We start from the raw sequence: 26,107 nt of genomic DNA on the forward strand, positions 1-26,107 counted from the left end.
CGAATCGGCCGCCACCAGGCGACGAAACCCTAAGAAAAACGTGAGAGTTTGCCGGAATCCGAGCCTGCGCCGTGTCGGCGCACCATGGCGGCCGCGAGCGGGGCGGCGTCGAGGTCGCCCTTGCCTATGCGGGTGGCGATGGTGCGCCGGACCATCCGATCGGCGAGCGCGGGAAAGTGCCGGGCGATCGCCATTTCCAGCCTGCCGCGCCGTGTGGTGGCCACGTTGCGGGGAGCTTTGCGCGCGGTGGCCGCGCGCAGGATCGCCGAGACGACTCCGGCGGCCGGTTCGTAGCGGGAAACGCCCTGCAGGGATAGACCCGCCTGGGCGGAGGCGTCGTGAATCGGCGAGGCCACCATGCTCGGGTAGACCACGCTGACGCCGATGTGGGTGCCGACCTCCAGCCGCAGCGCATCGGCGTAGGCCACCAGGGCCCGTTTGCTCACCCCGTAGGCGGCGGCCAGCGGGAGCGGCAGCACGGCCATCCGGCTGGCCACAAAGATCACCCGGCCGCGCGAGGCCTCCAGGGAGGGCACAGCGGCTGCCGTGGTCGCCCACGCCGCCAGCAGATTCACCTCGAGCTGCTGCCGTGCGGCGGCGCCCGGGGCCAGCTCGGCCGGGGCCGGGCCGCCCACCCCCGCGTTGTTGATCAGCAGGTCCAGCCCGCCCAGCAGGTCCACCGCCTGCGCTACCGCCTGCGCGGCGGCCGTGGCATCGGTCAGATCGCAGGGCAGCACGGTGACCCCATCCAGCTCGCCGCCGCGCAGATCGATGCCGACCACTCTGGCGCCCTCGGCGGTGAGCCGCCGGCACAGCAATCGGCCAAAGGTGCCATCGGCGCCGGTGACTATCGCACGACGCCCGGTCAGGTCGCTCATTTGGCACTCCAGGCGATGCCTTGGCCGCGGGCGCGGCGGCGGGCGCCCTCGCGTAGCTCGCGGGCGGCGAGGGTGAGGTAGGCGTCGAAGTCGATGCGCATGGCCGGTCGCCGGTCGCCCCAACGGTCGTGGGCAGCGCGCAGCACCGCTTCGCAGTCGGTGCGCTGCTGCGCCAGGGTGGGCAGCGCGTAGCTTCCGGCCAGGTGCGCGGCGACCAGACGGGCCTGCGCCTCCACCACCGGCAGGGCCGCGCCGGTGGACTGGATCAGCCCGACGAACATCAGGCCGGTCGCTTCGAGGTGGAAAACCCTTCGGTACAAAGGCATCCGGTCGGCTCCCGCGCCGAGCAGCGCTTGCTCGAGAAAGGGCAGATTTATCTGGTACCCGGTGCACCACACGATCAGATCGACGGCGGCTTTGGTTCCGTCCACAAACGACACCACCTCGCCGTCGATGCGCTCGATGCCGGGGCGAGGGTCGATCTCGCCGTGGCTCAGCCGCGACAGCAGCCCGTCGGAGAGGGTCGGGTGGTCCTGAAGGAAACCCTCGCCGGGCTCGGGCAGCCCGTAGCGGGTGGGGGAGCCCACGGTCAGGCGCAGCATGGTCTGGCTGATGCGCTGGCGCATCCGCCACGGCAACCGCTTGGCCAGGGCGCCGTTGAGCGTGTCGGAAGGCTTTCCCAGCAGATGTTTGGGCACGATCCACACGCCACGGCGCAGCGACAGCAGGGTCTGCTCGGCGACGTGAGAGGAGTCGACGGCGATGTCCATGGCCGAGTTGCCGCCGCCGACCACCAGCACCCGCCGCCCGGCCAGCTGTTCGGGGCCGCGGTAGTGGTGGCTGTGCAGCTGCTCGGCGGTGATCTCGCCGGGGTAGCTCGCCGGGCGGGGAGTGCTGTTGTGGCCGTTGGCCACCACCACGGCGTCGAAGCGCTCGGTGATGCTGCCGTGCGGGCCGGTGGCGGCGACCTCCCAGGTGCCGTCGGGCTGCCGGGTGACCCGCTGCACGGTGTGCTGCAACGAGACCAGGCCGGTGAGCCGGAAGGTGTCGGCGTAGTCGCGCAGATAACCGGCGACGCGAGTGTGATCGGGGTAGTCGGGCCAGTCGGCCGGCATCGGGAAGTCGGCGAATTCGGTGCGGCCGCGGCTGGTGTTGAGGTGCAGCGTCCGATAGGCCGACGAGTGCGGGGCACCGAAGATCCAGAGGCCGCCGACGCGGTCCCCGGCCTCGAAGCACTTGGCGCGGATGCCGTTGTCCGCCAGCGCCTTGAGAGTCGCGAGCCCGGCCGGTCCGGCGCCGATCACGGCGACACGCGGGGCGGGGTGGGGCACGGTCACCTCCGGGGTCATTAATCCATCACTCGTTGGATAATGACCCGCACGAGGTGGCGGCGTCAAGTGATCACCGATACATCCGGTCCACCCATCGGTGAACGAAAGCCCGGAACGCGGCCCTTTCCCGGCTCGTGCGCTTGCCGCTGACCACGTGCGCGTGCACCGCCCAGACCAGGCTGCGCACGGCTATGTGCGGGGTGGGCTCGGACAGCAAGCCCTGGCGATCGGCGGCGGTAAGCACCGACTCGACGGCCTGATACAGCGGGGTCGCGAAGGCGGCGTCCAGCTCGGCATGCAGGTCGGGCTCCGACCATCGGCGCAGCCAGAGCCCGGTGGTCTCGGGCACCTTCTCCAGGAAGTCCACGAAGGCATCGAGCAGCGCGTGCAGGTGTTTGAAGGTCTCCTGCTCGCCTTCGCCCACGCTCGCGCGCGCGGCGGCCACGGCGGCGGCCAGCGCTTCGCTCTCCGCCTCGAACACCTTGGCGAAACACGCTCGGTAGAGCTCTGCCTTGGTACCCACATGGTGATGAACTGTCGCCACGTCGATGCCGGCGGCGGTGGCGACGTCCCGCATGCCCACGGCGTCATAGCCGCGCCGGGCAAACAATTCCGTCGCCGCGCTCAGGATGGCCACGGCGGTGTCGCGCTGGTCCGCGCGGCGGGGGCGACCGGGCCCACGTCGAGCTGTAGTCATGGTGACCATCCTGCCCTACAATCCAGCAAATGTTGGATTAAGGAGGACCGGATGACGTCACTGGCCCAACCCGACCTCGCCCAGGCACATCGGCTGCCGCGCTCCGGGCTGCTCGCCTTCGCCGGCGGCTCGCTGGGCATGGGCATCTGGGTCACCGTTCCCGGCCTCCTGCTGCTGTATTTCCTCACCGACACCCTCGCGGTCAGCCCCTGGCTGGCCGGGCTGGTGCTGCTGCTACCGAAGATTATCGATGTCATTATCCACCCGTGGGTGGGCCATCTGTCCGACAACGGGCTGCGCCGCCGCGGCCACCGCCGTGGGCTGATGATGCTCGGCTGCGCGCTGCCGCTGGCCTTCGCCGCCATCTTCGCCTTGCCCACCGGGCTCACCGGGCCACCCGCCGCGCTGTGGGTCATGGTCTTCTTCATCGCGGGCAACCTGCTCTTCGCCGTGTACCAGGTGCCCTACCTGGCCACCCCGGCCGATCTGGCCATCGGCTACCACGAACGCACCCGCCTGATGGGCTTCCGGATGGTGGTGCTCACCCTCGGCATCCTCCTAAGTGGAGTGATCGCTCCGGTGATCGCGGGTGGCGAGACCCCGACCCGAGGCGGCTACACCCTGATGGGCGCCACCCTCGCCGCCGCGATGCTCGTGGTGATGCTGATCGGGCTGCGCGGGGTGCGCACGCTGACCGCCGTCGCGCCGACCTCGGTCAGCGGCGCGGCGCACGCCCCGGGATTGCGCAAAATCCTTGCCGCCCTTGGTGACCGGCAGTTCCGCTGGCTGCTTGCCGCCTACCTGCTGATGTCGACCACCACCCACCTCGTGCTCGCCGCCGTGCCCTACTACGCCGAGTACGAGCTGGGCCGCACCGGGCTCACCGCCGTCCTGGTGGCCGCCTTCGTCGCGCCCGCGCTCCTCGCCACACCCGGCTGGGTCATGCTGACCCGCCGCATCGGCAAGCAGCCGGGCCTGCTCATCGCCCAGCTCACCTTCGCCGCCGCATCGCTGGTGCTGGCCATCGGCCAAGCCGCAGGTGTGGCCGTTGTCGTTGGTGCGGTGGCGATTCTGGGCATCTGCTTCGCCGCGATGCAGCTGCTGCCGTTCTCGATGATGCCCGACGTCATTCGCGCGGGCGGCGCCGAGGGCACCACCAGAGCCGGCTCCTACACGGGAATGTGGACCGCGGCCGAGGCCACCGGCGGTGCGCTCGGGCCCTACCTCTACGCCGCGTGCCTGGCCCTCGGCGGGTTCGTGGCCAGTGCGGCCGGGCAGCAGGTGGCCCAGCCGGCACAGGCGCACGACATGATCCGGCTCGGGTTCGGCCTTGTTCCCGCCGCGCTCATGGTGGTCGCGGTGCTCTGCCAGCGCCGCTACACCCTCGACCGCGACCTGCGGGCCTGACTCAGCCGGCCGCCCGGCGTGCCGCCTCGAACGGCGCCCGGTCGAAAAGGAACCGGCTGAAGACGATCTTTCCATCTTGGACGGTGACGCATTCCGCGCCGGGCGCGTGCTTCACCAGGACGGTCTCGGTGTCGTACATGATCAATGCGGTCTCGTCGTCGCCGAAAGCCGCGATCAGCTCCGTGCTGATGAGCATCTCCACAAACGGGCCCATGAATGCGCGGTAGGCCGCCGCGCCCTCGATCCGTCCCGCCGGCGCGTCGCAGACAATGTCGTCGGCGATGAAACCCATGGCCCGGTCCAGGTCCTTGCCGGTCCACGCGTCGTGATAAGCCAGCGCTGTCCGCAGGGCCGCTTTGGTGCTGCCAGTCATCGTTGTTCCTCTCCTCGCACAAATGCCTCTACGTGTTGAGACACCGTCGTCGGCGGGAACGGAACGGTGGCACGATGTGATCATGTCCGCCGACGCACTTGCCAGCGCCCGCACCGGAGACGAGGAGGCGTTTCGGCAGCTCACCGACCCTTACCGCGCCGAGCTGCAGCTGCACTGTTACCGCATGCTCGGCTCGCTCGCCGATGCCGAGGACATGCTGCAGGAGACGCTGCTGGCGGCCTGGCGTCACCTGGCCGGCTTTGAGGGCCGCGCGTCAGTGCGGGCCTGGCTCTACCGCATCGCCACCAACCGGTGCCTCAACGCGTTGCGCGACAAGAAACGCCGCATCCCGCCGACGCCGGTGCCGCCGTTCTCCCCGCCCGAGCCGACCAGCCATGCGGAGGCGGTCTGGCTCCAGCCCTACCCGGACGACCTGCTCAACGCGATTCCCGACGCCGGGCCGGGGCCGGAGACGCGCTACCAGAGCCAGGAAGCGGTTCGGCTCGCTTTCGTCGCCGCGTTGCAGCTGCTGCCGCCGCGCCAGACCGCCACCCTGCTCCTGCGCGACGTGCTCGGCTTCTCCGCGGCCGAAGTCGCGCAAATGCTCGCCACGACCGAGACCGCGGTCAAGGGCACCCTGCAACGGGCTCGCGCGACGCTTGACCAGAGGCGTGGCGATGAGGTGGCGTTAGTTGTCCCCGATTCGGTGCAGGAGCGCGACCTCACCCGGCGTTTCGCCGAAGCGTTCACCACCGACGACATCGCCGGGATCGTCGCCATGCTCACCGATGACACCTGGCTGACCATGCCGCCGGCCCCCCACCAGTACCGGGGCGCGGACGCCATCGCCGGCTTCCTGCGCGCCAGCGCGGCCTGGCGGTCCGGCCGCCGGTTCCGGCTGCTACCCGTGCGCGCCAACACCCAGCCCGCTTTCGGCTGCTACCTGCCGCAGGCCGGCGAGTCGATCGCCTACCCGGCCGGGCTCATCGTGCTGACCCTTGGCGCAGACCGGATTCACGCCATCACCCGGTTCCTCGACGACGACCTGTTCGCCCGATTCGGGCTTGCACCGGCGATCTGAGGGCGACATCGGCGACTGAGTCGCTTAGGGCATCGCGATTCATCTATGCCACCGGGTGCTTGCGGCAGACCATCGATGGATGCATTCGGCATTTGGAGGTCACATGCTAATTCCCCGCTTCCGGATCGGTGCGATCGTCATCCTCACCCTCACCGCGCTCGGCCTGGTGCTTCCAGCCGGCCCGGCCATGGCCGCGGCCGAACCCGCGGTCGTCGCGCACGCGGCCGATGGTCCGAAAAAGCTTGGCACAGTGAAACTCTCGGTCCCCACCAAGCAGACCGGCGATGCGTCGGTGAACGAGGACGTCCCCTGCTTCGCCGAGCTCACCGAGCCCTTCCTGGGACCGGGCCTGCAGGTCTACACGCACGTCAACGTGTTCTGCGCCCGGGCCATCTACATGATCTACGCCGAAGTCATCATCTTCTGGAACGGCAACCCTTATCTGCCTTCGTTCAACTCCGGGCAGCTGTTCGGCGGCGACAACCTCAACGTCGTCAGCTTCGGCGCACCGTGCAACAACGGTTCTATCTACCAGGCATTCGCCTACGTCGAGGTCTGGAACCCCGGTGGCGGCGACTCCGCCGAGATTGTCAGCGACACCTATCTCAGGTGCTGAGCTGGCAGCCGCCCCGCCGCGATCGGACACGCGGCGGGGCGGCACACTGGAGCGCATGGGCTCGGAACTGTTCCTGCTGCAGATGTCGGGGGTTCCGGGCTCCGGGAAGTCCACCATCGCCGGCTTGGATTCTGACAATGAATGATCGCCTGCCTGAGTTCTTCCCAAAGTTCAAGAAGCTTCATGGCGTTTATGTGATGCGACGGACCTACGAGGCGACCTGCGCGTTCTTGGACGGGTATGAGGTGGGCTGCGGTCATCGTGTTCTCAAAGAGTTTCACAGCTGGCTTGTTCCGCGTGGGAAAGGGCGACCGGAGTTGTACTGGCCACAGCTCGTCCTGTGCGAGGTGTATCCAGACAATGCACTGCCGGACATCCGGTATTTCACCCCTGAGCAGGACGAGCAGGCAGTGGCGGTGCTGTTCAATTTGCTCGAGGAATTCTTCGAAGCAGGTGAACAACACGGATCCAAAGTGGATCAGCGCTTTCGGATCAAGCTACAGACCGACGAGCGCAATGCGTGCACCATGATGTTCGAGCCGATGGGCGTGACCTATGACCTCGGTCCCGACGAGAACATGTACGCGGAAGCGCAGTCCATGGAAAAGCAGGAGATGGAAATCGTTGTATGGCCCGGCGGGATTTCCGTCTGGCCGCCAGGCCCTGTCAAGACCTTCGACGCGGCCGGCAACGAGCTCGATGAGCTGAACTACTAGAACCGGCGGCTGCCGAGGTCTGAGAGGCGTGCTCAATGCCCGCTAGGCCTCGGCAGCTTCGAGCCCGCTTCGGCACCGGATCGGGCCTCTCCATGGATTCGACCCGGCCAAGTCGTCACGCTATTCAACGCGGAGTGTGAGAGTGGGTTCGTCCTTGTTTCCGGCGAAGCGCGCGGATGGCAGTTTTTCCGTAGCCATCCGATATTCGGTGCAGCGCAGCGACGGTGTGCAGACGGCACAGGATCGGCTTCGCGTGTGGACCGAACACAAGGCAACGCATGTTGACATGGATCGCGAGTTCGTTCGCGCGCCGTTCGTGGATGCCCCGGATCCGTCCACAATGCAAGTCATCTTCGACTGCCGCCCGTCTGCGGTCCTCTGGAAAGGTCTCATGATCGAAGTGGTGAACCAGCTGGATTCGGCCGAAGGAATTCGGCGGATCGGCTTCTGGGATCTGATAACAAATCTCGCGCATCCCGCATCGACGGTGGGAGCTGTTTAGGACGGAAGCTCTGGCGTTGGCAGGCCTGGGCCGGGGAGGACGGCCAGCTCCGCGGGGCTGATCGGCTCGTGGCAGGTCTCGCAGACCAGGGCCGCGTGGAGTGTTCCGCCGCAGGTGCTGTGACGGGTGAGCCGTGGCGGGCCGGCCTGGTTGGCGTAATGCTTGTCGCCCCAATGCATCAGGCCGATGATGGGCACGGCCAGTTCGTAGCCCATCGGGGTGAGCTGGTATTCGTAGCGCACCGGGCGTTCCTGATAGGGGACCCGCTGCAGCACCTCGGCCGTCACCAGGCGGCTGAGGCGATCGGTGAGGATGTTGCGGGCCACGCCCAGGCTGCGCTGAAAGTCGTCAAATCGGCGCAGCCCAAGCAATGCGTCCCGCACGACGAGCAGGGTCCATCTTTCGCCCAGCACCTCGAGGCTGCGGGCGATCGAGCAAACCTGATCATCGTAGGAGCGTCCGAGCATGTCAGTTACCGTATCCGGAGGCGAGTAGGAGGTCAGCCACCCGTCGCGGTTCGTCGACCTGGACGTAGTGTCCGGCGTCGGGCAGCAGGTGCAGGTCGCTGTTCGGGAACAGCTCGGCGAAGCGGCGGGCCACCCGTGGGGTGAGGTACCGATCCTTGGCGCCGAAGACAATCCGCACCGGTGGCGTGAAGTTGCGCAGCAGACCGACCCGCCGGGTGCCCCGGATGACCGTGCCGATGAGGTCTTCGTTGAGTCGCCAGAACGCTGGGCGGGCCGCGTCGAACTGTTCGTAAAGTTCGGCGACGAATGGCCCGCGGATGGCGGGATCCTGAATGAACTTGCCGACCTGCCACGTGAACATGCGCCGGTCGAGGCCAGGCCACCGCCGTGCCGCGGCGCGGGCCGCGTTGCGCAGCAGCGGCGTGGAGTAGAGGGCGATCGCGGGCGGGCGTTTGAGCCCCGCGGTGCGGTTGTAGTAGGTGTTGAGCAGAACCAGCCGCTGCACCCGGCCGGGATTAGCCAGCGCCCACTCGATGGCCGGCGGCCCGGAGGCGTCGTGGGCCACCAGAATGACTTTCTGGGTACCCCATAGGGCTGAGACGGCATCGATTACGGCGGCGACATCGCCGATCTGATTCGTTGCGGTGTAAGGATATCCGGCTGGCTTGTCGGAACGGCCCCAGCCCAGAAAGTCGAAGCGCACCACGGGTGCGCGCCCCACGAGATGGGGCAGGAGGTGGTCGTAGAGGTGAAGGTTGTCCGGGAAGCCGTGCATAAGCACGACCGGGGCCCCTGGCCCGGGCACAAGCTCGGCGTGGATTCGGTGGGGGCCTCTCGTCACGTTGATCGCTTCCGCACTCAGTAGCGTCATGCAACGAACCTACCTCGAGTTAGTTGCGTGACGCAACGCAGTGCTGCTACCGCGAGTCCCGTACTACCTTGACAGCCACAGTACTGCGAGATACGGTACAGCTCGGAGGTGGGGATATGGGCACGAGCAAGGTCACGTCGGATCTGTTACGTGGGAATACCGACACGATGATCTTGCGGCTGCTGGCGGAGGCGGACCGCTACGGCTACGAGATAGTCAAGTTGATCGCCGAGCGATCACAAGGCGAGTACGAGCTGAAGGAAGCCACGATGTACTCCAGCGTGCGACGCCTGGAGACCGATGGCGACATCACGTGGTACTGGGGCGACGAGTCCCAGGGTGGGCGGCGCAAGTACTTCCGGATAACGGAAAAAGGCAGAGCGACCTACGCGCGCAACAAAACCAACTGGGAGTACGCGAAGCGCGTGCTGGACACCTTGCTGTAAGGGGACAACAAACTATGAGCGACAAACTTAACGAGTACGTTGACGGCGTCTTCGCCCCCTACGAGGGCACGAAGAGTGTCGGCGAGCTGAAGGCGGACCTGCTTGCGGACTTGCAGGAACGGTTCCGTGAGCTGCGTGCCGAGGGCAAGGACGAGGCGACGGCCTTCGACCTGACCGTCGAGAGCATCGGCGACATCGAGGAAACGGTGCAGGAGGTGTCCAACCTCTCCCGCGTTCTTGAGCGGCAGGTCGTAACGCGATTCGACTCGAGCGCCCTGCAGGGAACCGACTTCGCGGGAGTCACCGCGCGGCAAGGAAGGTTCGGCACGAGCGCGTTGCGCGGCTCCAACTTCGCCAACGCAGACCTGTCCGGAAGCAAGTTCAAAAGCAGCGATCTGGGCCAGACGAATTTCGACGGCGCCGATCTGACCGATGCCGTTCTGACCACGGCAGAGCTGTCGGGGGCCAGCTTTCGCCGGACCCGCTTGGTGCGCACCGACTTCAGCATGTCCGGGCTCACCGATGTCCGGTTCAGTGACACCGCCCTGACCGACGTCCTGTTCCGCAAGACTGATCTCAAGCGCACCGTGTTTGAGCGCTGCACCTTCACCGGCGTGGACTTCACCTACTCGGATCTGCGTGGCCTCAACTTCGACAAGGCGGTCTTCACCAGTGTGAAATTCGACCGGTCTGGGCTCGAAGGCATCTCCATGCGGGGCGCGATCCTGCGCGACTGTTCCTTCCGTGGGGGTTGGAGCAAGAAGTACTACAAAGCCCTGGCCACCGTGAACTTCGAGGGGGCGCGGATGGACAAGCTGACCTACGCCGCGCTCAAGGGTTTCGGCGTCGAGCCGTCCAACGTGACTGTCGAATAAAAGAACCAGGCCATGCAGCGGTCTCCGGCGGCGCAGAAACGCCACCGGAGACCGCTTGTCGGCTATCGAGCTATGGTTTTGGCCGAGGTCCTCAGCACCGGACGTGGGCTCCCTGTCCGACTAGGAGCGTGTCCTTGGACCATCCTTCGACGCCGTTGGTGAAGTCGAACAGATGCGTCCAGCTCCCTTGTCCGACCCCTGCGTTCTGCCAGCAGTCCACCTGCACCCAGTGGCTGGGCTGGCCGAACTGTCCCGGCACCGCCGCCGGACAGGTGGTGCTGGGGCCGGTCCGGATGTTGATGTTCGTCCCGGCGAAGAAGTTGCCTTCGCGCCCGTCCTTGATGCTCCAGTTGTTGTCCGGACACGACAGGGCCGCGAACGCCGGGCTGCCGGTGGGAAGTACCACCGCCATGGTGGCCGCCGCAGCGAGTCCAGCCGCTGTCAGTGCTGCTCTGATCCGCATTATTTCCTCCCGTGATACTGCGGAAAATTGCCTTGCACACAGGCTCGTGCGAGCGGATGGCGCTGGGCTGGCGCGGCGCTGGCGTCGCTTTTGGCCGCTCCTGGATGGCCGATGATGCCAATCTCGTTGTATGTCAGCTTCCCGAAACTGCATTGACCCTGTGTGGCGGTCAGGGAATGCTGGCATTTGACCGAAATGATCGACACATCTCGATCAACAAAGGGTTGTGTGGCCATGGGGGAATTTGAATATCGGGTTCTAGGGCCCGTGGAAGTCCTGGGGAGAAGGGGGAAAGTTTCGATCAAAGCTTCGCGGCAGCGGGCCGTCCTGGCCTCGCTTCTGCTCGAGGCCAACCGGGTGGTCTCGATAGACCGGCTGATCAGGCAACTCTGGGGGGATGCCCCGCCGGCGCGCGCGAGGAACACCGTTCAGTCACTCGTTCTGCGGCTGCGCAAGGCGTTCGCCGCAGCTCATCCCTGCCAGCCCAACGATGTCCTGGTGACCAAGCAGCCTGGCTACCTGCTCCAGGTTGGAGCGGGACAGCTCGATCTGGCCAGCTTCGACCAACTCGCCGCAGAGGGACGGGCCGCGCTGCTGGACGGAAAACCCGAGCGGGCCGCTGACTCGCTCGGCAGGGCACTGGCGCTGTGGCGCGGTGATCCTCTATCCGACGCGGCCGGCGTCGGGCTTCAGGAGGTCGACGTGCCACGCCTGCGGGAGCGGCGATTGCAGGCCATCGAGGATCGCATCGAAGTAGATCTGATGATGGAGCGGTACCCCGAGGTGATCATTGAGGTACCCGCCCTGATCGCCGAGCATCCGCTCCGTGAGCGGCTATACGGGCAGCTCATGCTGGCGCTGTATAGGGCAAATCGGCAAGCCGAGGCGCTGGAGGTGTTCCAGACGCTGCGCCGCCAGCTGATCGACGAACTTGCGGTCGAGCCCACCTCGGCGGTGCAACGGTTGCACCTGCAGATGCTGTCGCACGACCCATCGCTCGAGGTCGTCTCCCGGTGATCCGAGCCGGCTGAACAAAGATGTTCAGGTCACCCTGTTCTATCCAATGTGGATAGAACAGGGTGACGTCCGGAGCGCTCTGGACGCCGTGAAAGAATTGGCGAGTGCAGCTCAGGATGCTTGGACCGGTCGAGGTTCGCGTGGACGACGGCAGCTTGGCCGACGTGCCGGGCGCCCGGTTGCGCGCACTCCTGATCGCCCTGGCCCTCGAGCCGGGCCGGGTCGTTTCGAAGGCGACGCTCATCGACTGGATCTGGGGTGAGAACCCGCCCGCCGATGCGGCGAACGCCCTGCAACGCCTGGCTTCCCGGCTGCGCAAGGCACTGCCGGGAGGGGTGGTCGACGGGCAGACCGGCGGCTACCGATTGACGGTTGGCCCAGAAGCTGTCGATGCCCTGCGGTTCGAGGACCTCCTTGCCCAGGCCCGCCAGGCGGAGAGCCGTCCCGTTCGGGTTCGGCTGTTGCGCGAGGCCCTCGCCCTGTGGCGCGGTGCGGCCATGCAGGATGTCGGGCTGACCGACAGCGAAGCGTTCGACGCGGCGGCGACCCGGCTCGAGGCGCTGCGCCTGACAGCGATGGAGGACCGCTTCGAGACCGAGGTCGCTCTCGGTCAAGGGGCAGAGGTGGTGGCCGAACTGACCGATGCGGTGACCGCGCACCCGCTGCGGGAACGCCTGGTCGCCGCGCTGATGCGGGCCCTGGTCGCGGCCGGCCGTAACGCCGAGGCCCTGCTTGTCTTCGAGGGCGCCAGGGAGGCGCTCGCCAACGCGCTGGGCGTGGACCCTTCGCCGGAGCTGGCGGCTTTGCATGTCGCGCTGCTGCGAGGCGAGGTCGGGCGGCGGGAAGAAAACCGCAAGAGCAACGTGCGTGCTGAGCTCACCAGTTTCGTCGGCCGCGAGGCCGACGCCGCTGCCGTCCGCGAGCTCATCTCGGGGCATCGGCTCACCACGCTGGTCGGGCCGGGCGGTTCCGGAAAGACCAGACTGGCCACGGAAACCGCCCGGGACCTGATGGGCGACATGCCGGACGGAGTCTGGCTGGTGGAGCTGGCCGCCATCGGCGCCGACGGTGACGTCGCGCAGGCGACGCTCGCCGCGCTCGGGCTGCGGGACACCCTGCTCGGCACGGCGCCGAGCGCGGACCCGGTGGACGGGCTGATCGCCGCCATCCGCGAGCGGGAAGCGCTGGTCATCCTGGACAACTGCGAGCACCTCATCGAAGCGGCAGCGAAGTTCGCCGATCGGGTGCTGGGGGAGTGCCGGCGGCTGCGGATTCTGGCGACGAGCCGGGAGCCGCTTGGCATCACCGGAGAGGCGCTGTGGCTGGTCGAGCCGCTGGCCTCGTCGCCCGCGGTCCGCTTGCTGCAGGACCGGGCGGGCGCGGTGCGCAAGGACCTCGGATCCGACGAGCACACGCTGTCGACGATGGTGCGGGTGTGCCGGGCGCTGGACGGGATGCCGCTGGCCATCGAGCTGGCCGCGGCCAGATTGCGCACCATGACCATCGACCAGCTCGCCAACCGGCTCGATCACCGGTTCCGGCTGCTGACCGGCGGCAGCCGCACGGCGATGCCGCGCCATAAGACGTTGCGCGCGGTGGTCGACTGGAGCTGGGAGTTGCTCACCGACGCCGAGCGGATGGTGCTGCGCCGCCTATCGGTGTTCGCGGGCGGGGCGAGCCTGGAGGCGGCCGAGGGCGTCTGCGCCGGCGACGGCGTCGAGCAGGATCAGGTGCTGGAGCTGCTCACCTCGCTGGCCGAGAAGTCGCTGCTGGTCACCGAGGGCGATGGCGCTCCGCGCTATCGGATGCTCGGCACCATCAAGGAGTACGCCGCGGAAAGGCTCGCCGAGGCGGGTGAGCTGGAACTGGCTCGGCGGGCGCATCTGGCCTACTTCATCGAGCTCACCGAGGCCGCGGAGCCGCACCTGCGCCGCATCGAGCAAATCGCCTGGCTCGCCAGGCTCGAGGCCGAACACGACAACATCAGCGCCGCGATGCGGGGGGCGATCACGGCCGGTGACGCACAGGCGGCGATGCGGCTCGCGGCGGCAGCCGGTTGGTACTGGTGGCTCGGCGGGCGGCGGGCCGAAGGCAGCGAGCTGATGATCGCGGCCACCACCATCCCCGGCGAGGTGACCGATGAGGTCCGGGCCATGACGTACGCGCTGGTGGTGCTCTTCGTGACCTCCGGGCGGGGTGGCGAGCGCCAAGGCGTGGAATGGATCCACAAGGCGTACAGGTTCAGCCAGCAGATCCAGCACCGCAATCCGCTGCTCGACTTGGTGGTGCCGCTGGAACGCATGCTGCAGGAGCCGGAAGCTGTGGTGCCCGCGTTCGAGGCGTTGCTGGACAGCGAGGACCCTTGGGTAAGAGCCCTGGCCCGGCTTCAGGTGGGCAAGATGCGGGCCGTGCTCGGCCAGGGCGGCCAGGACACGGAGGCCAGCCTGGAGCGGGCGCTCGCCGAGTTCCAGAAGCTGGGCGAGCGATTCGGGATTTCGCTGGCCCTGTCGATGCTGGCCGAACAGCTCGGGACGCGCGGCGAGTTCGCCGGTGCGTGTGAGCGCTACGAGCAGGCGATCGCTGTCGTCACCGAGGTCGGTGCGATCGAGGATGTCATCCAGCTGCGGACCCAACAGGCCCAGCTGTATTGGCGGCAAGGCGATCGGGCCTCCAGCGCGGCCGCCCTCGCCGAAGCCGAGCGCTGCGCCCAAGCGGTGACCTGGCCGCATGCGCTGGTTGAGCTGGCGCTAGCCAAGGCGGAGCTTGCTCGCTGGGGTGGTGACACGGACGAGGCCCGCCGCCAGCTCGCGGTGGCGACCGCGCTGCTGGGTGACGACGCGGAGCAGGCCAACATCCGCGCGGGAATACACGACGTGCTCGGCTACCTCGCCGACGATCTCGGTGAGGCCCGTGCCCACCGCGTGACGGCCTGGCAGGCGGCATCCGAGGCGGCCCATCCACCCCTGACCGCCCAGGTGCTCGTCGGGATCGCCGACCTAGCCCTGCGCTCCGGCCAATACGAGCAGGCTGCGCGGCTGCTGGCGGCCAGCGTCGCGGTGCGCGGGCTGCCGGATCATGCCAATCCCGAGGCGGACAGAATCGAGCGGGAAGCACGGCGTCACCTCGGCGAAGTGCGGTTCGCCGAGGTGACGCAGGAGGGCAAGCAGACGAGCTGGTCTCAGCTGGCCGAGGTCACGCTCGCTTCTTGAAGGTGGACAGCGACCACACATATCCGATCAGAGCGATCCCGAGGCACCAGGCGACGGCGACGATCGTGCTGTTCACAGCCGGTTCGCCGGTCAGCAGCCCGCGCAGCGTTTCGATGATCGGGGTGAAGGGCTGATATTCGGCGAACTGGCGCACGCCCGCCCCCATCGTGTCGGCGGGCGAGATCGCGCTGCTGAGGAAGGGCAGCATGATCAGCGGTACGGTGACCAGCCCCGCCGACTCCGGGGACTTCGCCGCCAGTCCCAGGGCGACGGTGATCCAGCTGGTCGCGAAGGAGATCAGCACGATGAAACCGATGGCGCCAAGCCAATCTCCGAAATCGGCGGCTGGGCGGAACCCCATCGCGAACGCCACCCCGATGACGGCGGCGATGGCGATCAGGCTGCGCAGCATGGTGGCGACGACGTGACCGCTCAGCACGGCGCTGCGGGAGATGTCCATTACCTTGAAGCGATTGATGATTCCCTTGGTCATGTCGGTGTTCACCGACAGCGCGGTGGCGCTGAGCCCATAGCAGATCGTTAATACGATCATGCCCGGCGTTATGTAGTCGATGTACTTGCCGCCGATCTCCACTTTGTCGAACGCGCCGCCGATCACGTACACGAACATCAGCAGGAGCACGATCGGGAACAGGATCGCGTTGAATACCGCGACCGGGTTGCGCAGGGTGTGTTTGAAGTTGCGGCCCAGCATGGTCGTCGCGTTGCTCATTTCGCATCCACCTTCGTGCTAGAACGGCCGGTCAGGGCGAGGAAGACGTCATCGAGGTCCGGGGTGTGCACCGAGAACTCCTCGATCTCGATGGAATGGGCGTCGAGTTGCGCCAACAGGGTTCGAACCGATTTCGCCCCGCCGTCGCTGGGAACCCGCAGGACCAGGTCGTCCTCGCCGTCCCGGGTGAAGTCGGTCAGGACTCGCATCGCGGCGCCGAGTTCGGCGTCGCCCGCGAACCGCAGGCGTACATGACTGCCGGGGATCTGGCGCTTGAGCTCGGCGGGAGTTCCCTGGGCGACCAGCTTGCCCTGATCGAGCACCGCGATCCGGTCCGCTAGCCGATCGGCTTCTTCCAGGTACTGGGTGGTCAGGAAGATGGTGACGCCCTCGGCCACCAGCTGGCGGATGATGTCCCACATCGTGCGGCGGCTGCGCGGGTCCAGGCCCGTCGTCGGCTCGTCGAGGAAAATGATCCTTGGCTTGCCCACCAGGGTCATCGCCAGATCCAGCTTGCGGCGCATACCCCCGGAATAGGTCGTGGTCATCTTCTGCGCCGACTCGGTCAGGTCGAATCGATCCAGCAGCTCGGCGACGACCCGCTTGCTCTCGGCTGAGCGCATGCCCTTGAGGTCCGCCATCAACTGCAGGTTCTCCTGGCCCGTCAGCAGTTCGTCGACGGCCGCGAACTGGCCGGTGACACCGATGGCCGCGCGCACCGCCTTGGTCTGCGTCGCGACATCGTGCCCGGCCACGCGCACCGTGCCGCTATCGGCCTTCATCAACGTCGTCAGCACGTTGATCGTTGTCGTCTTGCCCGCGCCGTTCGGGCCGAGCAGGGAAAAGATGGTGCCCGTGGCGACGTCGAGATCGATGCCGTCGAGAACAACCTTGTCTTTGTACGCCTTCCGCAGTCCCGAAGCCGCGATCGCTGAACTAGTCATGCGCCTACCATCGGCGCCTCGCCCGCCACGCCCCTGACGCGCTCCTGACACGGCGTCTGACATGACGGGCGCGAAGCCCAAGGGTTATGAAGCCTGGCCGGACCTCAAGGAGATCGCCTTCAGGAAGATCTCGCCGATGTTGGCCGGGTCCTTGGCGACGAACACCCCACCACCTGTGATCTTGGTGATGCTGGTGAGGGGTTCGGCGTTCACCGATGCGCCAATGCCCAGGATGATGAGCTGGATCGGCCGCTTGGGGTCGGCCAGCGTTTTGAGCTTGTCCTGCAACTGGGTCAGGCTGACCCCGTTGTCGTCGTCGTTGTCGCCGTCGGTCATCAGCACGATGGAGTTCACCCGGCCCGGATCCCAATCCTTTTGCACCGCTTGGTACGCGGCGAGGATCGTGTCGTACAAACCGGTGTCGCCCTTGGGCTTGGGCTGGATCGCGCCGAGCGTGGCGAGCATCTGGGTTCGCTGCACGGACAGCGGCTGGATCGGGAGCAGCTCCTGGTGGTCCACCGGCCCCACCATGTTGGTGGAGAAGACCCAAAGCCCGACTGCCCACGAGTCGTCGAACAGGCCGAGCCCTCGCCTAGCCGCTTCCGCCGTCACCTGGCCGCGGGTCAGGTTACCGGCGGTGGGAACGCGTTCGAGCATCGAACCTGAAACGTCGATGATGGCGAGCATCCGAGCGGGCAACGTCACCGCGTGCCAGGTAGCCAGAGTCTTCTGCACCGCAGCCGCCGCGGCGGCCCGCTCGGTCGCGGTCGGGGCCGGGGTCACCGCGGGCTCGGGTGCGGAGGCGGGCAGCGCGAAACCTTGGGCCGGACGGCCATCGGGCCCACGCATGCCGTCGGCGCCGAGCTGCCGCTGGAACGATTCGGTCCTGGCCGCCTGCAGCAGCCGCGAAGCGATGCCCGCGCGACCGGCGTCGATTCCTGGCATTACGGCGTAGGGGTAGTCCATCGCCAGCGGCGCGGGCTCAAGGTAGAGCGCCGCGAGTTTGATGGGCGGCTTCGCCGCGTTGTAGGCCACCACCGCTTGTTCGGTAAGCGCTGCCGCGCTCAGGCCGGAGGCGACCGCGGCCGGATCCGCCGATCGCGGGAACCGGGCAAGCAGGTCCTGCCGCAGGGTCGACCTTCCGGCCGCCAGCGAACGCAAGGCGCCGGTGGCCGCCGCCTGACCGTCGGGGCTCGCCGTCATCGCCGCGCCGAGGGCAAGAAGTCCGGCTAGGCCCGCCGCGTCACGCGAAGGCTCGACTGTCCCAATTTTCATGGTGGTATCAGTAGTCATTTTGGTCAGCAATGCTTGCCAGGTGAGCTTGGCCGTGGGCCAGCCAACCTTGGCCGCGACCGGTTCCGGCATCGCGACGACAACCGGGCTTCGTGCCAGCGATGGCGCTTCAGGGAAGCTGAGATTGGGCGAAACCCCGGCCAGACGGGCCAGCCAGGTCGACGAATCGGGCACCCAGACATCGGGGATGGCAATGTTGCCGGCCGGAAGGCCAACGCCGGTAAGCGTCGCCGACTCCTTGGCCGCCAGCACGGCAGCGATATCAGCCGGATCCGCGGCGGACACTTCGATGACAGCGCACGCGCCATTCACCGCTTCACCACGCCCGCTTATCGAATCACCCGCCAATCGCAAAGCAGGCACCATTTCAGGCGTGGCCGCTACCCGCAGCGTTGCTTGCCCGGTGCAACTGGGTTTGCCAGCGAGCTGGTAGACCACGATGATGCCACCCGCGATGACAACCATCATGGCGAGACCAATGGCAAAGATGGTCACACCTGAGGCGTTTCTTCTTATGTTGCGATGACGGCCAGACACAAACAGCCATGCTTATGCACTAGGTCGCCGATCACCACATACGTTCGGCCCATTGTTACCGCAGAGAAACAAATCAAAACCCCTAGCGGGCACAGGTCGCCAGAAACAGCTCAAACTTGCCTGCCCGTTTTACCCGAAGCCTCGGCGACGATGACAATCTACTTAGGACAGTCAACACAGCGGACACTCAACCGGTTGTGGGCGCTATTCGGGCACACACCGCCGACAGCTCTTTGCCGAGCCCGTCCCATTCCGGCGAAGGCGTGATGTCCGACAGCCGGGACCGGGATCTGAGGGTGTTGACCTTCTCTCGAATGGCAGTGACCGCGGCGAGCTCCGCAGTCAAGGCTTTCTTGAGGGCTTCGTCCCGGGCGAGCGGCAGGTTCTTGGAAAGAATCGGTTCGTAAACCCCCAGCAGTCGGTAGGCGGTGAGAGGAAGCTCGGTCGGGTCGCCAGGCGGCTTGGCGAGAGCCAGCGCGAAATCGTCCATCACCAATTGGTACCCGGCAAGAGATTCGCCACAGACGGCAACATCGCCCTGCGGGCCTTTCGACCCGCCGGCCTGATTCGGGGGAACTTGCTCCGCCGAGTTGCTGCAGCCGGCCGCGAGCCCGGCCAGAAGCGAGCCGAGGGCGAAGGCGGTGCTGAGCCTGCGCCCAGTCATGTCTGCTCCAGAGGGGTCGAGTGCGCGGCCGACGATCATGGCCCGCAGTGAGCATAGGGCACCAACGGCGCGGCCAGTGGTATCGCCGAACTATCCAACCAGATCGATTTCGCTTTTGCCTCGTTATGCAGTGTGTTGCCCGGCTGTACCAAGGCCGCTCAGGCTCGGGAAGGCGCGAGATGTCCATCCAAGATTTGCAGCCGCCAACGCTGCTGCCGTTGCTGTCACGCGGGAGGCACGGGACCGCGCGCAGCGGCGCGTGCTTCATGGAATTGGCGTCGATGCTGGCCGGCGAACGGTGGAGCGATCGTCCCGCCTGTACCCACCCGCTGCTGGCCGCCGTCGCCCGCCACGTCAACGACCACACTTCGGAGGTGGCGCGGCAGCGCCTGGCCGTGCTGATCCCCTCGGTGATCGGGCTGACCGGCGATGACCTGCACATTGATGTCCGGGTCGCGCTGCGTTGCGCGACGGCCGCCCTGCCGGTGGTGTCGGCGGAACGGCAGCGTGGCATGGCCATCGCCGTCTTGACGGCCCATCGCCTGCAAGCCGATCTCAACGGACAACCCGCCGTCGAGGGGCACCAGGTCGAGGAGCTGGCCGGGGTTCCCGCGGTTGCGCGACAGGCGCGGCGTTTCATGGACGACCTGCGGGTGAACCGGGACGAGTTCCGGCGCCGTATCGCGCCGAGCATCGTCAGCGATGCGATCAGGGGGATTGCGCAGGCAGATGGGCTTGACCCGGATCCGGTCCTGCGCGATCTCCTCATCGGAGCCATCGAGGACTGTCGCGCCCAGGTCGGACTTGGCGCGCAAGCGGCAGCGGCTCTGTGACCAACTAAACAGGCCGTTTGCCCAACGTAGACATAGTTGTTGTCTTACTAATTTGCGGGTCATTGTGTACGCTCTTTTGAATCTGCCGGGCCGATGCCGTCCCTGGAAACTCATGATCACAGCCACGCTGGCGCATGACGTTTGTCAGGAGCCGACACGTGACATTCTCTGCTGCACCATTCGCTCAGGGTCTTTACGATCCAGCCAATGAACACGACGCCTGTGGCGTCGCCTTCGTCGTGGACGCGCGAGGCCGACGCTCACACGCGATCATCGAGGCTGGCTTGACCGCGCTGCGCAACCTGGAACATCGCGGCGCCGCCGGCTGCGAAGTCAACTCCGGTGACGGCGCGGGGATTCTGGTGCAGGTGCCCCACGAATTCCTCAGTGCGGTCACCGACTTCCCCCTGCCGGAGCCCACCGCTTCCGGGGAGCCGACGTATGCCGTGGGCAATGCCTTCCTTCCCGCGGACCCGCAGCAACGGGCCCGTGCCATCGAGGTGATCGAAAGGATCGTCTCCGAGGAGGACGTCAAGCTCGTGGGCTGGCGCGACCTGCCCATCGACGCACGAGCCGCCGACCTCGGCCCGTCCGCCCGCTCCGTGCAACCCCATTTCGCCCAGCTGTTCATCTCGGGCGAGTCCGGCCTTGCCCTGGAACGGCTGGCGTTCGTGGTGCGGCGGCGGGTCGAGCGGGAGACCCGCGAGCGCGGGGTCGAGGTTTACTTCTCCTCGTTGTCCGCTCGCACGTTGGTGTACAAGGGGATGCTGACCACCAATCAGCTCCCGGCGTTCTTCCCCGATCTGTCCGACCCGCGGTTGGTGAGCGCGATCGCGTTGGTGCACAGCCGGTTCTCCACCAACACCTTTCCGAGCTGGCCGCTCGCGCATCCGTACCGCTACATCGCCCACAACGGCGAGATCAACACCCTCAACGGCAACCGGAACTGGATGCGTGCGCGGGAAGCGCTGCTGGAAAGCGACCTGATTCCGGGTGACCTCAGGCGCCTGTTCCCGATCTGCACCCCCGGCGCGAGCGACTCCGCGAGTTTCGACGAGGTCCTCGAGCTGCTGCACCTGGGCGGGCGCTCGCTGGCGCACGCGGTGCTCATGATGATCCCGGAGGCGTGGGAGAACAACTCCACCATGGACCCGGCGCGGCGCGCCTTCTACGAGTTCCATGCGTCGGTCATGGAGCCGTGGGACGGTCCGGCCTGCATCGCGTTCACCGACGGCACCCAGATCGGCGTCGTCCTCGACCGCAACGGCCTGCGTCCGGCCCGATGGTGGCGCACCAACGAGGACCTCGTGGTGTTCGCCAGCGAGGCCGGTGTCCTCGACTTCGATCAGGCCACGATTGTCGCGAAAGGACGGTTGCAGCCCGGACGGATGTTCCTCGTGGACACGGCGGCCGGACGCATCATCGACGACGAGGAGATCAAGTCTGAGCTGGCCGCCGAGCACCCTTACACCGACTGGTTGCACGCTGGTCTGATGCGGCTCTCCGAGCTGCCCGACCGGGAGCACATCACCTACGGCCACGAGGCGGTGCTGCGCCGCCAGCTCACGTTCGGCTATACCGAGGAAGAGCTACGGGTTCTGGTCACCCCGGCCGCCCGCGACGGCGCCGAGCCGATCGGTTCCATGGGCACGGACACCCCCATCGCGGTGCTGTCGGAACGTCCCCGGCTGCTCTTCGACTACTTCAGCCAGTTGTTCGCGCAGGTGACCAATCCGCCGCTGGACGCGATCCGGGAAGAGATCGTCACCTCGGTCGGCGGCACGATCGGGCCGGAGCAGAATCTGCTCGCGCCGTCGGCGGCGTCCTGCCGTCAGATCGTCCTGCCGTTCCCTGTGCTGGACAACGACGAACTCGCCAAGCTGATCCACATCGATGATGACGGCGACATGCCGGGGTTCAAGGCGATCACCGTCTCGGGGCTCTACCGCGTACACGATGGTGGAGAAGGTCTTAAAGCCCGGCTGATTGAGATCTGCCGGCACATCTCCGAGGCCATCGAGGACGGCGCACGGCTGATCGTGCTCTCCGATCGCGATGCCACCGCAGATCTGGCGCCGATCCCGTCGCTGCTGCTGACCGCCTGCGTGCATCACCACCTCATCCGTGAACAGACCCGCACCATGGTGGGGCTGATCACCGAGACCGGTGACGCCCGCGAGGTGCACCATATGGCGCTGTTGCTGGGCTATGGCGCGGGCGCGGTGAATCCGTATCTGGCTTTTGAGTCCATTGAGGACATGATTGCCAGTGGTGAGATTACTGGCATCGACCCATACAAGGCTGTGCGCAATTACGTCAAGGCGATGGGCAAGGGTGTGCTGAAGGTGATGTCCAAGATGGGCATCTCCACAGTCGCCTCCTACATTGGCGCGCAAGTCTTCGAAGCGGTCGGCCTGTCCGAAAAGCTCGTCGAGCGATACTTCACCGGGACGTCGAGCAAGCTCGGCGGGATCGGGCTCGAGGAGATCCATGCGGAGGTCGCCGCTCGCCATTCGCGTGCTTGGCAAGCGAATGCCACCAGCACCGCACACCGCCGGCTGGAGACGGGCGGCGAGTATCAGTGGCGACGCGAAGGCGAGTTGCATCTTTTCAACCCGGAGACCGTGTTCCTGCTGCAGCACTCGACCCGCACCAAGCAGTTCGAGGTGTTCGGAAAGTACACCGCCGCGGTGGACTCCTTGTCCCGCAAGGCGGCGACCTTGCGTGGCCTGTTCGCGCTGAAGGTCGGCGCCCTGCCGCCCGTGCCGATCGATGAGGTCGAGTCCGTCGAAAGCATCGTCACCCGGTTCTCCACCGGCGCGATGTCCTACGGTTCCATCTCCGCTGAGGCGCACGAGACGCTCGCGATCGCGATGAACTCGATCGGGGCCAGGTCCAACACCGGCGAGGGTGGCGAGGACGTCGACCGGCTCTACGACCCCGCTCGGCGCAGCGCCGTCAAACAGGTCGCCAGTGGACGGTTCGGCGTCACCAGTGAATATCTGGTCAACGCCGATGACCTCCAGATCAAGATGGCCCAAGGCGCCAAGCCCGGCGAGGGTGGCCAACTGCCTGCGCACAAGGTGTACCCGTGGGTGGCGCGTACGCGGCACTCGACCCCGGGCGTCGGCCTCATCTCTCCGCCGCCGCACCACGACATCTACTCCATCGAAGACCTGGCGCAGCTGATTCACGACCTGAAGAACGCCAACGACCTGGCCCGGGTGCATGTCAAGCTCGTCGCCGAGGTGGGGGTGGGAACGGTCGCGGCGGGGGTCAGCAAGGCGCATGCCGACGTGGTCCTCATCTCCGGGCACGACGGCGGGACAGGCGCGTCGCCGTTGACCTCGCTCAAGCACGCCGGAGCGCCGTGGGAGCTGGGCCTGGCCGAGACGCAGCAGACCTTGCTGCTCAACGGATTGCGCGACCGGATAGTGGTGCAGGTCGACGGTCAGCTGAAGACCGGTCGTGACGTCGTCATCGCCGCGCTGCTGGGCGCGGAGGAGTTCGGTTTCGCGACCGCGCCGCTGGTGGTGTCGGGCTGCATCATGATGCGCGTGTGTCACCTGGACACCTGCCCGGTCGGCGTGGCCACGCAAAACCCGGTGCTGCGCAAGAAGTTCAGCGGCAAGCCGGAGTTTGTGGTCACCTTCTTCCAGTACATCGCGCAGGAGGTGCGGCAATATCTCGCCGACCTCGGCTTCAGAAGTCTCGACGAGGCGATCGGACGCGCGGAGCTGCTGGACACCCGCCCGGCCATCGACCATTGGAAGGCCAGCGGCCTTGACCTGTCGCCCATCCTCGCGATGCCCGAGCTTTCCGAAGGCACGCCGCGGCACCAGGTCGTCGGTCAGGACCACGGCCTGGACAGGGCGCTGGACAACACGCTGATCCAGCTGGCCGAGGGCGCGCTCACCGATGGGCAGCCGGTGCGGATAGAGCTGCCGGTGCGCAACGTCAACCGGACCGTGGGCACCATGCTCGGCTCGCGGGTGACCCGCGCGTTCGGCGGCAAGGGCCTGCCCGACGACACCATCGAGATCGTGCTTACCGGCACCGCGGGCCAGTCCTTCGGCGCGTTCCTCCCGCCGGGGATCACGCTGCGGTTGGCCGGTGACGCCAACGATTACGTCGGCAAGGGGTTGTCAGGCGGGCGAATCATCATCCGTCCGCATGAGCGCGCGGGGTTCGCCGCCGAGGAGAACGTCATCGCCGGCAACACCATCCTTTATGGAGCGACGTCGGGTGAGCTGTTCCTGCGCGGCCGGGTGGGTGAGAGGTTCTGTGTCCGCAACTCCGGTGCGATCGCTGTGGTCGAGGGCGTCGGCGACCATGGGTGTGAATACATGACCGGTGGACGCGTGGCCGTGCTCGGCCCGACCGGGCGGAACTTCGCCGCCGGTATGTCCGGCGGGGTGGCCCACGTTCTGAATCTGGACCGTTCGCTGGTCAACACCGAGATGGTCGACATCGAGCCACTGTCCGAAGAGGACGCTGTCGAGCTGCGGGCCATCGTGGAACGTCACTACGCCGAGACCGATTCGGTGGTGGCCCAGGCCATTCTCGCCGACTGGCCGGGACACGCGGCGGCATTCTCGACGATCATGCCGCGTGACTACCGGCGGGTGCTACAGGCAGGCCGGCTTGCCGAACTGTCCGGTCGCGATGTGGATGAGGCGATCATGGAGGCGGCTCGTGGCTGATCCCACTGGATTCATGAAGAGCGATCGCGAGCAGCCCAAGCGCCGCCCGGTACAGGTAAGGATCTCCGACTGGCGCGAGGTCTATCAGCCGTTTGCGCCAGAGAAGATCCAGACCCAGGCCAGCCGCTGCATGGACTGCGGGATCCCGTTCTGCCATAACGGTTGCCCGCTCGGGAACCTGATTCCGGAGTGGAACGACCTGGTGCGCACTGACAATTGGCGCGCCGCCATCGACCGGCTGCACGCGACCAACAATTTCCCGGAGTTCACCGGGCGGTTGTGCCCCGCGCCGTGCGAGGCGGCGTGTGTGCTCGGCATCAACTCCGACGCGGTCACCATCAAGCAGGTCGAGGTGGAGATTATCGACCGGGCTTGGGAGCAGGGCTGGGTCGCCCCGCAGATTCCGGAGTGGCTCACCGGGATGAAGGTCGCGGTGGTCGGCTCCGGCCCCGCCGGGCTGGCCGCCGCCCAGCAGCTCACCCGGGCCGGTCATGACGTGACCGTCTACGAGTCCGCTGACCGCATCGGCGGGCTGCTGCGCTATGGCATCCCGGAGTTCAAGATGGAGAAGCGGCACCTCGATCGGCGGTTGGCGCAGATGGAGGCCGAAGGCACCCGGTTCGTCACCGGCGTCCGCGTCGGCACAGATCTTTCCGTCGAGCAATTGCGTTCCGGCTTCCACGCGGTCGTCATCGCCACCGGGGCAACGGTTCCGCGTGACCTTCCGGTGCCCGGCCGCGAGCTGACGGGCATCTACTCGGCGATGGAGTATCTGGTGCCGGCCAACCGGGTTCAGCTCAGCGATACGGACTCGTCGCCGATCGACGCGGCGGGCAAGCACGTGGTGATCATCGGCGGTGGTGACACCGGGGCCGACTGCCTCGGCACCGCCCACCGCCAAGGCGCTGCAAGCGTGGTGCAGCTGGAAATCATGCCACGGCCGGACGACCTGCGTCCCGTCTCCACCCCGTGGCCGACCTGGCCGTTGATCTACCGCACCTCCAGCGCCCATGAGGAGGGCGGCGAGCGGTTGTTCGCGGTCAACACTGAGCGGTTCGTGGGCGACGAGAGCGGCAATGTGCGCGCGCTCGCGCTGCACGAGGTCGACAGTAGATTCACCAAAATCGAGGGAACAGAGCGAGAGATCCCAGCCGACCTGGTGCTCCTGGCGATGGGCTTCGTGTCCACCGGCGGGGCGGCGAAAGGCGAATTCCTGGACTCGCTCGGCGTCGAGGTCGATTCGCGCGGGCGTGCGGTCCGTGACGCCCATTGGAAGTCCACGGCGGAAGGGGTGTTCGTCGCCGGTGACGCCGGCCGCGGACAGTCATTGATCGTGTGGGCCATCGCCGAAGGCAGAGCCGCAGCCGCGGCGGTGGACGCTTTCCTTTCGGGGGCGTCGAACCTGCCGGCCCCGATCCATCCGGACACGGTCGCCATCGCGGCCCGCTGAA

At 66.9% G+C, this 26,107-nt stretch carries 24 protein-coding genes; 12 read left to right on the forward strand and 12 right to left on the reverse strand.

Translation table 11 applies throughout. From position 1 onward, the window contains the following. Positions 1-29 precede the first annotated feature (29 nt). The 3 genes from Rhe02_RS05140 to Rhe02_RS05150 are packed head-to-tail and all read right to left on the reverse strand — an operon-like array spanning position 30 to position 2,906. Positions 30-878, reverse strand: coding sequence for an SDR family NAD(P)-dependent oxidoreductase (locus Rhe02_RS05140; protein ID WP_203906902.1), 849 nt, complete (start codon positions 876-878; stop codon positions 30-32). After that, positions 875-2,227, reverse strand: a complete 1,353-nt coding sequence (locus Rhe02_RS05145; protein WP_203906903.1) for a flavin-containing monooxygenase — start codon at positions 2,225-2,227, stop codon at positions 875-877. The genes Rhe02_RS05140 and Rhe02_RS05145 overlap by 4 nt, the downstream gene beginning before the upstream one ends. A 52-nt stretch (positions 2,228-2,279) precedes the next feature. After that, positions 2,280-2,906 (reverse strand): TetR/AcrR family transcriptional regulator, encoded by a 627-nt coding sequence (locus Rhe02_RS05150; protein ID WP_203906904.1) that lies wholly within the window; start codon positions 2,904-2,906, stop codon positions 2,280-2,282. Between the two features lie 51 nt (positions 2,907-2,957). Between Rhe02_RS05150 and Rhe02_RS05155 the strand changes: the two genes are divergently transcribed. After that, positions 2,958-4,313: an MFS transporter gene (locus Rhe02_RS05155; RefSeq protein WP_203906905.1), complete on the forward strand. Its 1,356-nt coding sequence runs from the start codon at positions 2,958-2,960 to the stop codon at positions 4,311-4,313. 1 nt (position 4,314) lies between these two features. Here the strand turns inward: Rhe02_RS05155 and Rhe02_RS05160 are convergent, their stop codons facing one another. Then, on the reverse strand, positions 4,315-4,686 hold the full coding sequence (locus Rhe02_RS05160) for a nuclear transport factor 2 family protein (protein WP_203906906.1): 372 nt from the start codon (positions 4,684-4,686) through the stop codon (positions 4,315-4,317). Between the two features lie 82 nt (positions 4,687-4,768). Between Rhe02_RS05160 and Rhe02_RS05165 the strand changes: the two genes are divergently transcribed. The 4 genes from Rhe02_RS05165 to Rhe02_RS05180 all read left to right on the forward strand — a co-directional run bounded on the left by Rhe02_RS05165 (position 4,769) and on the right by Rhe02_RS05180 (position 7,601). Continuing rightward, complete coding sequence (locus Rhe02_RS05165) at positions 4,769-5,767, forward strand: RNA polymerase subunit sigma-70 (RefSeq protein ID WP_203906907.1); 999 nt, start codon at positions 4,769-4,771, stop codon at positions 5,765-5,767. Between the two features lie 103 nt (positions 5,768-5,870). Beyond that, positions 5,871-6,383 (forward strand): hypothetical protein, encoded by a 513-nt coding sequence (locus tag Rhe02_RS05170; RefSeq protein WP_203906908.1) that lies wholly within the window; start codon positions 5,871-5,873, stop codon positions 6,381-6,383. A gap of 137 nt (positions 6,384-6,520) precedes the next feature. Next, the gene (locus Rhe02_RS05175; protein WP_203906909.1) at positions 6,521-7,099 is read left to right on the forward strand and encodes a YkgJ family cysteine cluster protein; all 579 of its coding nucleotides are present in this window, start codon (positions 6,521-6,523) and stop codon (positions 7,097-7,099) included. Positions 7,100-7,241: 142 nt separating this feature from the next. Then, positions 7,242-7,601 carry a hypothetical protein gene (locus Rhe02_RS05180; protein WP_203906910.1) on the forward strand — a complete coding sequence of 120 codons (360 nt, stop codon included), beginning with the start codon at positions 7,242-7,244 and terminating at the stop codon, positions 7,599-7,601. On the opposite strand, the gene Rhe02_RS05185 is transcribed toward Rhe02_RS05180, so the two are convergent. Further along, a complete protein-coding gene (locus tag Rhe02_RS05185; protein ID WP_203906911.1) occupies positions 7,598-8,068 on the reverse strand; it encodes a winged helix-turn-helix transcriptional regulator in 471 nt (156 codons plus the stop codon). The two genes, Rhe02_RS05180 and Rhe02_RS05185, sit on opposite strands and share 4 nt — an antisense overlap. 1 nt (position 8,069) lies before the next feature. Next, a complete protein-coding gene (locus Rhe02_RS05190) occupies positions 8,070-8,939 on the reverse strand; it encodes an alpha/beta fold hydrolase (RefSeq protein ID WP_203906912.1) in 870 nt (289 codons plus the stop codon). A 116-nt stretch (positions 8,940-9,055) separates the two neighbouring features. On the opposite strand from Rhe02_RS05190, the gene Rhe02_RS05195 reads away from it, so the two are divergent. Both Rhe02_RS05195 and Rhe02_RS05200 read left to right on the forward strand, forming a co-directional pair. Continuing rightward, positions 9,056-9,385: a PadR family transcriptional regulator gene (locus Rhe02_RS05195; RefSeq protein ID WP_203906913.1), complete on the forward strand. Its 330-nt coding sequence runs from the start codon at positions 9,056-9,058 to the stop codon at positions 9,383-9,385. 14 nt (positions 9,386-9,399) lie between these two features. Then, positions 9,400-10,260 carry a pentapeptide repeat-containing protein gene (locus Rhe02_RS05200; protein ID WP_203906914.1) on the forward strand — a complete coding sequence of 287 codons (861 nt, stop codon included), beginning with the start codon at positions 9,400-9,402 and terminating at the stop codon, positions 10,258-10,260. A 91-nt stretch (positions 10,261-10,351) separates the two neighbouring features. On the opposite strand, the gene Rhe02_RS05205 is transcribed toward Rhe02_RS05200, so the two are convergent. Together Rhe02_RS05205 and Rhe02_RS05210 are read right to left on the reverse strand one after the other, a co-directional pair. After that, a complete protein-coding gene (locus Rhe02_RS05205) occupies positions 10,352-10,723 on the reverse strand; it encodes an SH3 domain-containing protein (protein ID WP_203906915.1) in 372 nt (123 codons plus the stop codon). Beyond that, positions 10,723-10,959, reverse strand: a complete 237-nt coding sequence (locus Rhe02_RS05210) for a hypothetical protein (protein WP_203906916.1) — start codon at positions 10,957-10,959, stop codon at positions 10,723-10,725. The genes Rhe02_RS05205 and Rhe02_RS05210 overlap by 1 nt, the downstream gene beginning before the upstream one ends. Here Rhe02_RS05210 and Rhe02_RS05215 point away from each other — a divergent pair. Beyond that, positions 10,958-11,740 (forward strand): AfsR/SARP family transcriptional regulator, encoded by a 783-nt coding sequence (locus Rhe02_RS05215; RefSeq protein ID WP_203906917.1) that lies wholly within the window; start codon positions 10,958-10,960, stop codon positions 11,738-11,740. The genes Rhe02_RS05210 and Rhe02_RS05215 overlap by 2 nt on opposite strands. Before the next feature lie 104 nt (positions 11,741-11,844). Continuing rightward, positions 11,845-14,949, forward strand: a complete 3,105-nt coding sequence (locus Rhe02_RS05220; protein WP_203906918.1) for an AfsR/SARP family transcriptional regulator — start codon at positions 11,845-11,847, stop codon at positions 14,947-14,949. On the opposite strand, the gene Rhe02_RS05225 is transcribed toward Rhe02_RS05220, so the two are convergent. The 4 genes from Rhe02_RS05225 to Rhe02_RS05240 all read right to left on the reverse strand — a co-directional run bounded on the left by Rhe02_RS05225 (position 14,933) and on the right by Rhe02_RS05240 (position 19,120). Further along, complete coding sequence (locus Rhe02_RS05225) at positions 14,933-15,682, reverse strand: ABC transporter permease (protein WP_203906919.1); 750 nt, start codon at positions 15,680-15,682, stop codon at positions 14,933-14,935. The two genes, Rhe02_RS05220 and Rhe02_RS05225, sit on opposite strands and share 17 nt — an antisense overlap. Continuing rightward, the gene (locus tag Rhe02_RS05230) at positions 15,679-16,626 is read right to left on the reverse strand and encodes an ATP-binding cassette domain-containing protein (protein ID WP_203907026.1); all 948 of its coding nucleotides are present in this window, start codon (positions 16,624-16,626) and stop codon (positions 15,679-15,681) included. Before Rhe02_RS05230 ends, Rhe02_RS05225 begins: the two co-directional genes overlap by 4 nt. 84 nt (positions 16,627-16,710) lie before the next feature. Next, on the reverse strand, positions 16,711-18,387 hold the full coding sequence (locus Rhe02_RS05235; RefSeq protein ID WP_203906920.1) for a VWA domain-containing protein: 1,677 nt from the start codon (positions 18,385-18,387) through the stop codon (positions 16,711-16,713). A 256-nt stretch (positions 18,388-18,643) separates the two neighbouring features. Beyond that, complete coding sequence (locus tag Rhe02_RS05240) at positions 18,644-19,120, reverse strand: hypothetical protein (protein WP_203906921.1); 477 nt, start codon at positions 19,118-19,120, stop codon at positions 18,644-18,646. Positions 19,121-19,299: 179 nt separating this feature from the next. Here Rhe02_RS05240 and Rhe02_RS05245 point away from each other — a divergent pair, with 179 nt between their 5' ends. The 3 genes from Rhe02_RS05245 (at position 19,300) to Rhe02_RS05255 (ending at position 26,106) form a co-directional block, all read left to right on the forward strand. Then, positions 19,300-19,953: a hypothetical protein gene (locus tag Rhe02_RS05245; RefSeq protein ID WP_203906922.1), complete on the forward strand. Its 654-nt coding sequence runs from the start codon at positions 19,300-19,302 to the stop codon at positions 19,951-19,953. Positions 19,954-20,087: 134 nt separating this feature from the next. Next, complete coding sequence (gene gltB / locus Rhe02_RS05250) at positions 20,088-24,656, forward strand: glutamate synthase large subunit (protein WP_203906923.1); 4,569 nt, start codon at positions 20,088-20,090, stop codon at positions 24,654-24,656. After that, a complete protein-coding gene (locus Rhe02_RS05255) occupies positions 24,649-26,106 on the forward strand; it encodes a glutamate synthase subunit beta (RefSeq protein WP_203906924.1) in 1,458 nt (485 codons plus the stop codon). The genes gltB and Rhe02_RS05255 overlap by 8 nt, the downstream gene beginning before the upstream one ends. The last annotated feature ends 1 nt before the right edge of the window (position 26,107 follow it).

Origin of the sequence: Rhizocola hellebori (assembly GCF_016862955.1) — a bacterium.
GTDB lineage: Bacteria > Actinomycetota > Actinomycetes > Mycobacteriales > Micromonosporaceae > Rhizocola > Rhizocola hellebori.

Excerpts from the sequence above, each read along its gene's own strand:
- Rhe02_RS05205 (WP_203906915.1), bottom strand. The coding sequence starts at position 10,723 with ATGCGGATCAGAGCAGCACTGACAGCGGCTGGACTCGCTGCGGCGGCC.
- Rhe02_RS05170 (WP_203906908.1), top strand. The coding sequence starts at position 5,871 with ATGCTAATTCCCCGCTTCCGGATCGGTGCGATCGTCATCCTCACCCTC.
- Rhe02_RS05185 (WP_203906911.1), bottom strand. The coding sequence starts at position 8,068 with ATGCTCGGACGCTCCTACGATGATCAGGTTTGCTCGATCGCCCGCAGC.
- Rhe02_RS05225 (WP_203906919.1), bottom strand. The coding sequence starts at position 15,682 with ATGAGCAACGCGACGACCATGCTGGGCCGCAACTTCAAACACACCCTG.
- Rhe02_RS05215 (WP_203906917.1), top strand. The coding sequence starts at position 10,958 with ATGGGGGAATTTGAATATCGGGTTCTAGGGCCCGTGGAAGTCCTGGGG.
- Rhe02_RS05240 (WP_203906921.1), bottom strand. The coding sequence starts at position 19,120 with ATGACTGGGCGCAGGCTCAGCACCGCCTTCGCCCTCGGCTCGCTTCTG.
- Rhe02_RS05175 (WP_203906909.1), top strand. The coding sequence starts at position 6,521 with ATGAATGATCGCCTGCCTGAGTTCTTCCCAAAGTTCAAGAAGCTTCAT.
- Rhe02_RS05235 (WP_203906920.1), bottom strand. The coding sequence starts at position 18,387 with ATGATGGTTGTCATCGCGGGTGGCATCATCGTGGTCTACCAGCTCGCT.
- Rhe02_RS05155 (WP_203906905.1), top strand. The coding sequence starts at position 2,958 with ATGACGTCACTGGCCCAACCCGACCTCGCCCAGGCACATCGGCTGCCG.
- Rhe02_RS05230 (WP_203907026.1), bottom strand. The coding sequence starts at position 16,626 with ATGACTAGTTCAGCGATCGCGGCTTCGGGACTGCGGAAGGCGTACAAA.
- Rhe02_RS05200 (WP_203906914.1), top strand. The coding sequence starts at position 9,400 with ATGAGCGACAAACTTAACGAGTACGTTGACGGCGTCTTCGCCCCCTAC.
- Rhe02_RS05150 (WP_203906904.1), bottom strand. The coding sequence starts at position 2,906 with ATGACTACAGCTCGACGTGGGCCCGGTCGCCCCCGCCGCGCGGACCAG.
- Rhe02_RS05195 (WP_203906913.1), top strand. The coding sequence starts at position 9,056 with ATGGGCACGAGCAAGGTCACGTCGGATCTGTTACGTGGGAATACCGAC.
- Rhe02_RS05140 (WP_203906902.1), bottom strand. The coding sequence starts at position 878 with ATGAGCGACCTGACCGGGCGTCGTGCGATAGTCACCGGCGCCGATGGC.
- gltB (WP_203906923.1), top strand. The coding sequence starts at position 20,088 with ATGACGTTTGTCAGGAGCCGACACGTGACATTCTCTGCTGCACCATTC.
- Rhe02_RS05145 (WP_203906903.1), bottom strand. The coding sequence starts at position 2,227 with ATGACCCCGGAGGTGACCGTGCCCCACCCCGCCCCGCGTGTCGCCGTG.
- Rhe02_RS05165 (WP_203906907.1), top strand. The coding sequence starts at position 4,769 with ATGTCCGCCGACGCACTTGCCAGCGCCCGCACCGGAGACGAGGAGGCG.
- Rhe02_RS05160 (WP_203906906.1), bottom strand. The coding sequence starts at position 4,686 with ATGACTGGCAGCACCAAAGCGGCCCTGCGGACAGCGCTGGCTTATCAC.
- Rhe02_RS05210 (WP_203906916.1), bottom strand. The coding sequence starts at position 10,959 with ATGGCCACACAACCCTTTGTTGATCGAGATGTGTCGATCATTTCGGTC.
- Rhe02_RS05190 (WP_203906912.1), bottom strand. The coding sequence starts at position 8,939 with ATGACGCTACTGAGTGCGGAAGCGATCAACGTGACGAGAGGCCCCCAC.
- Rhe02_RS05245 (WP_203906922.1), top strand. The coding sequence starts at position 19,300 with ATGTCCATCCAAGATTTGCAGCCGCCAACGCTGCTGCCGTTGCTGTCA.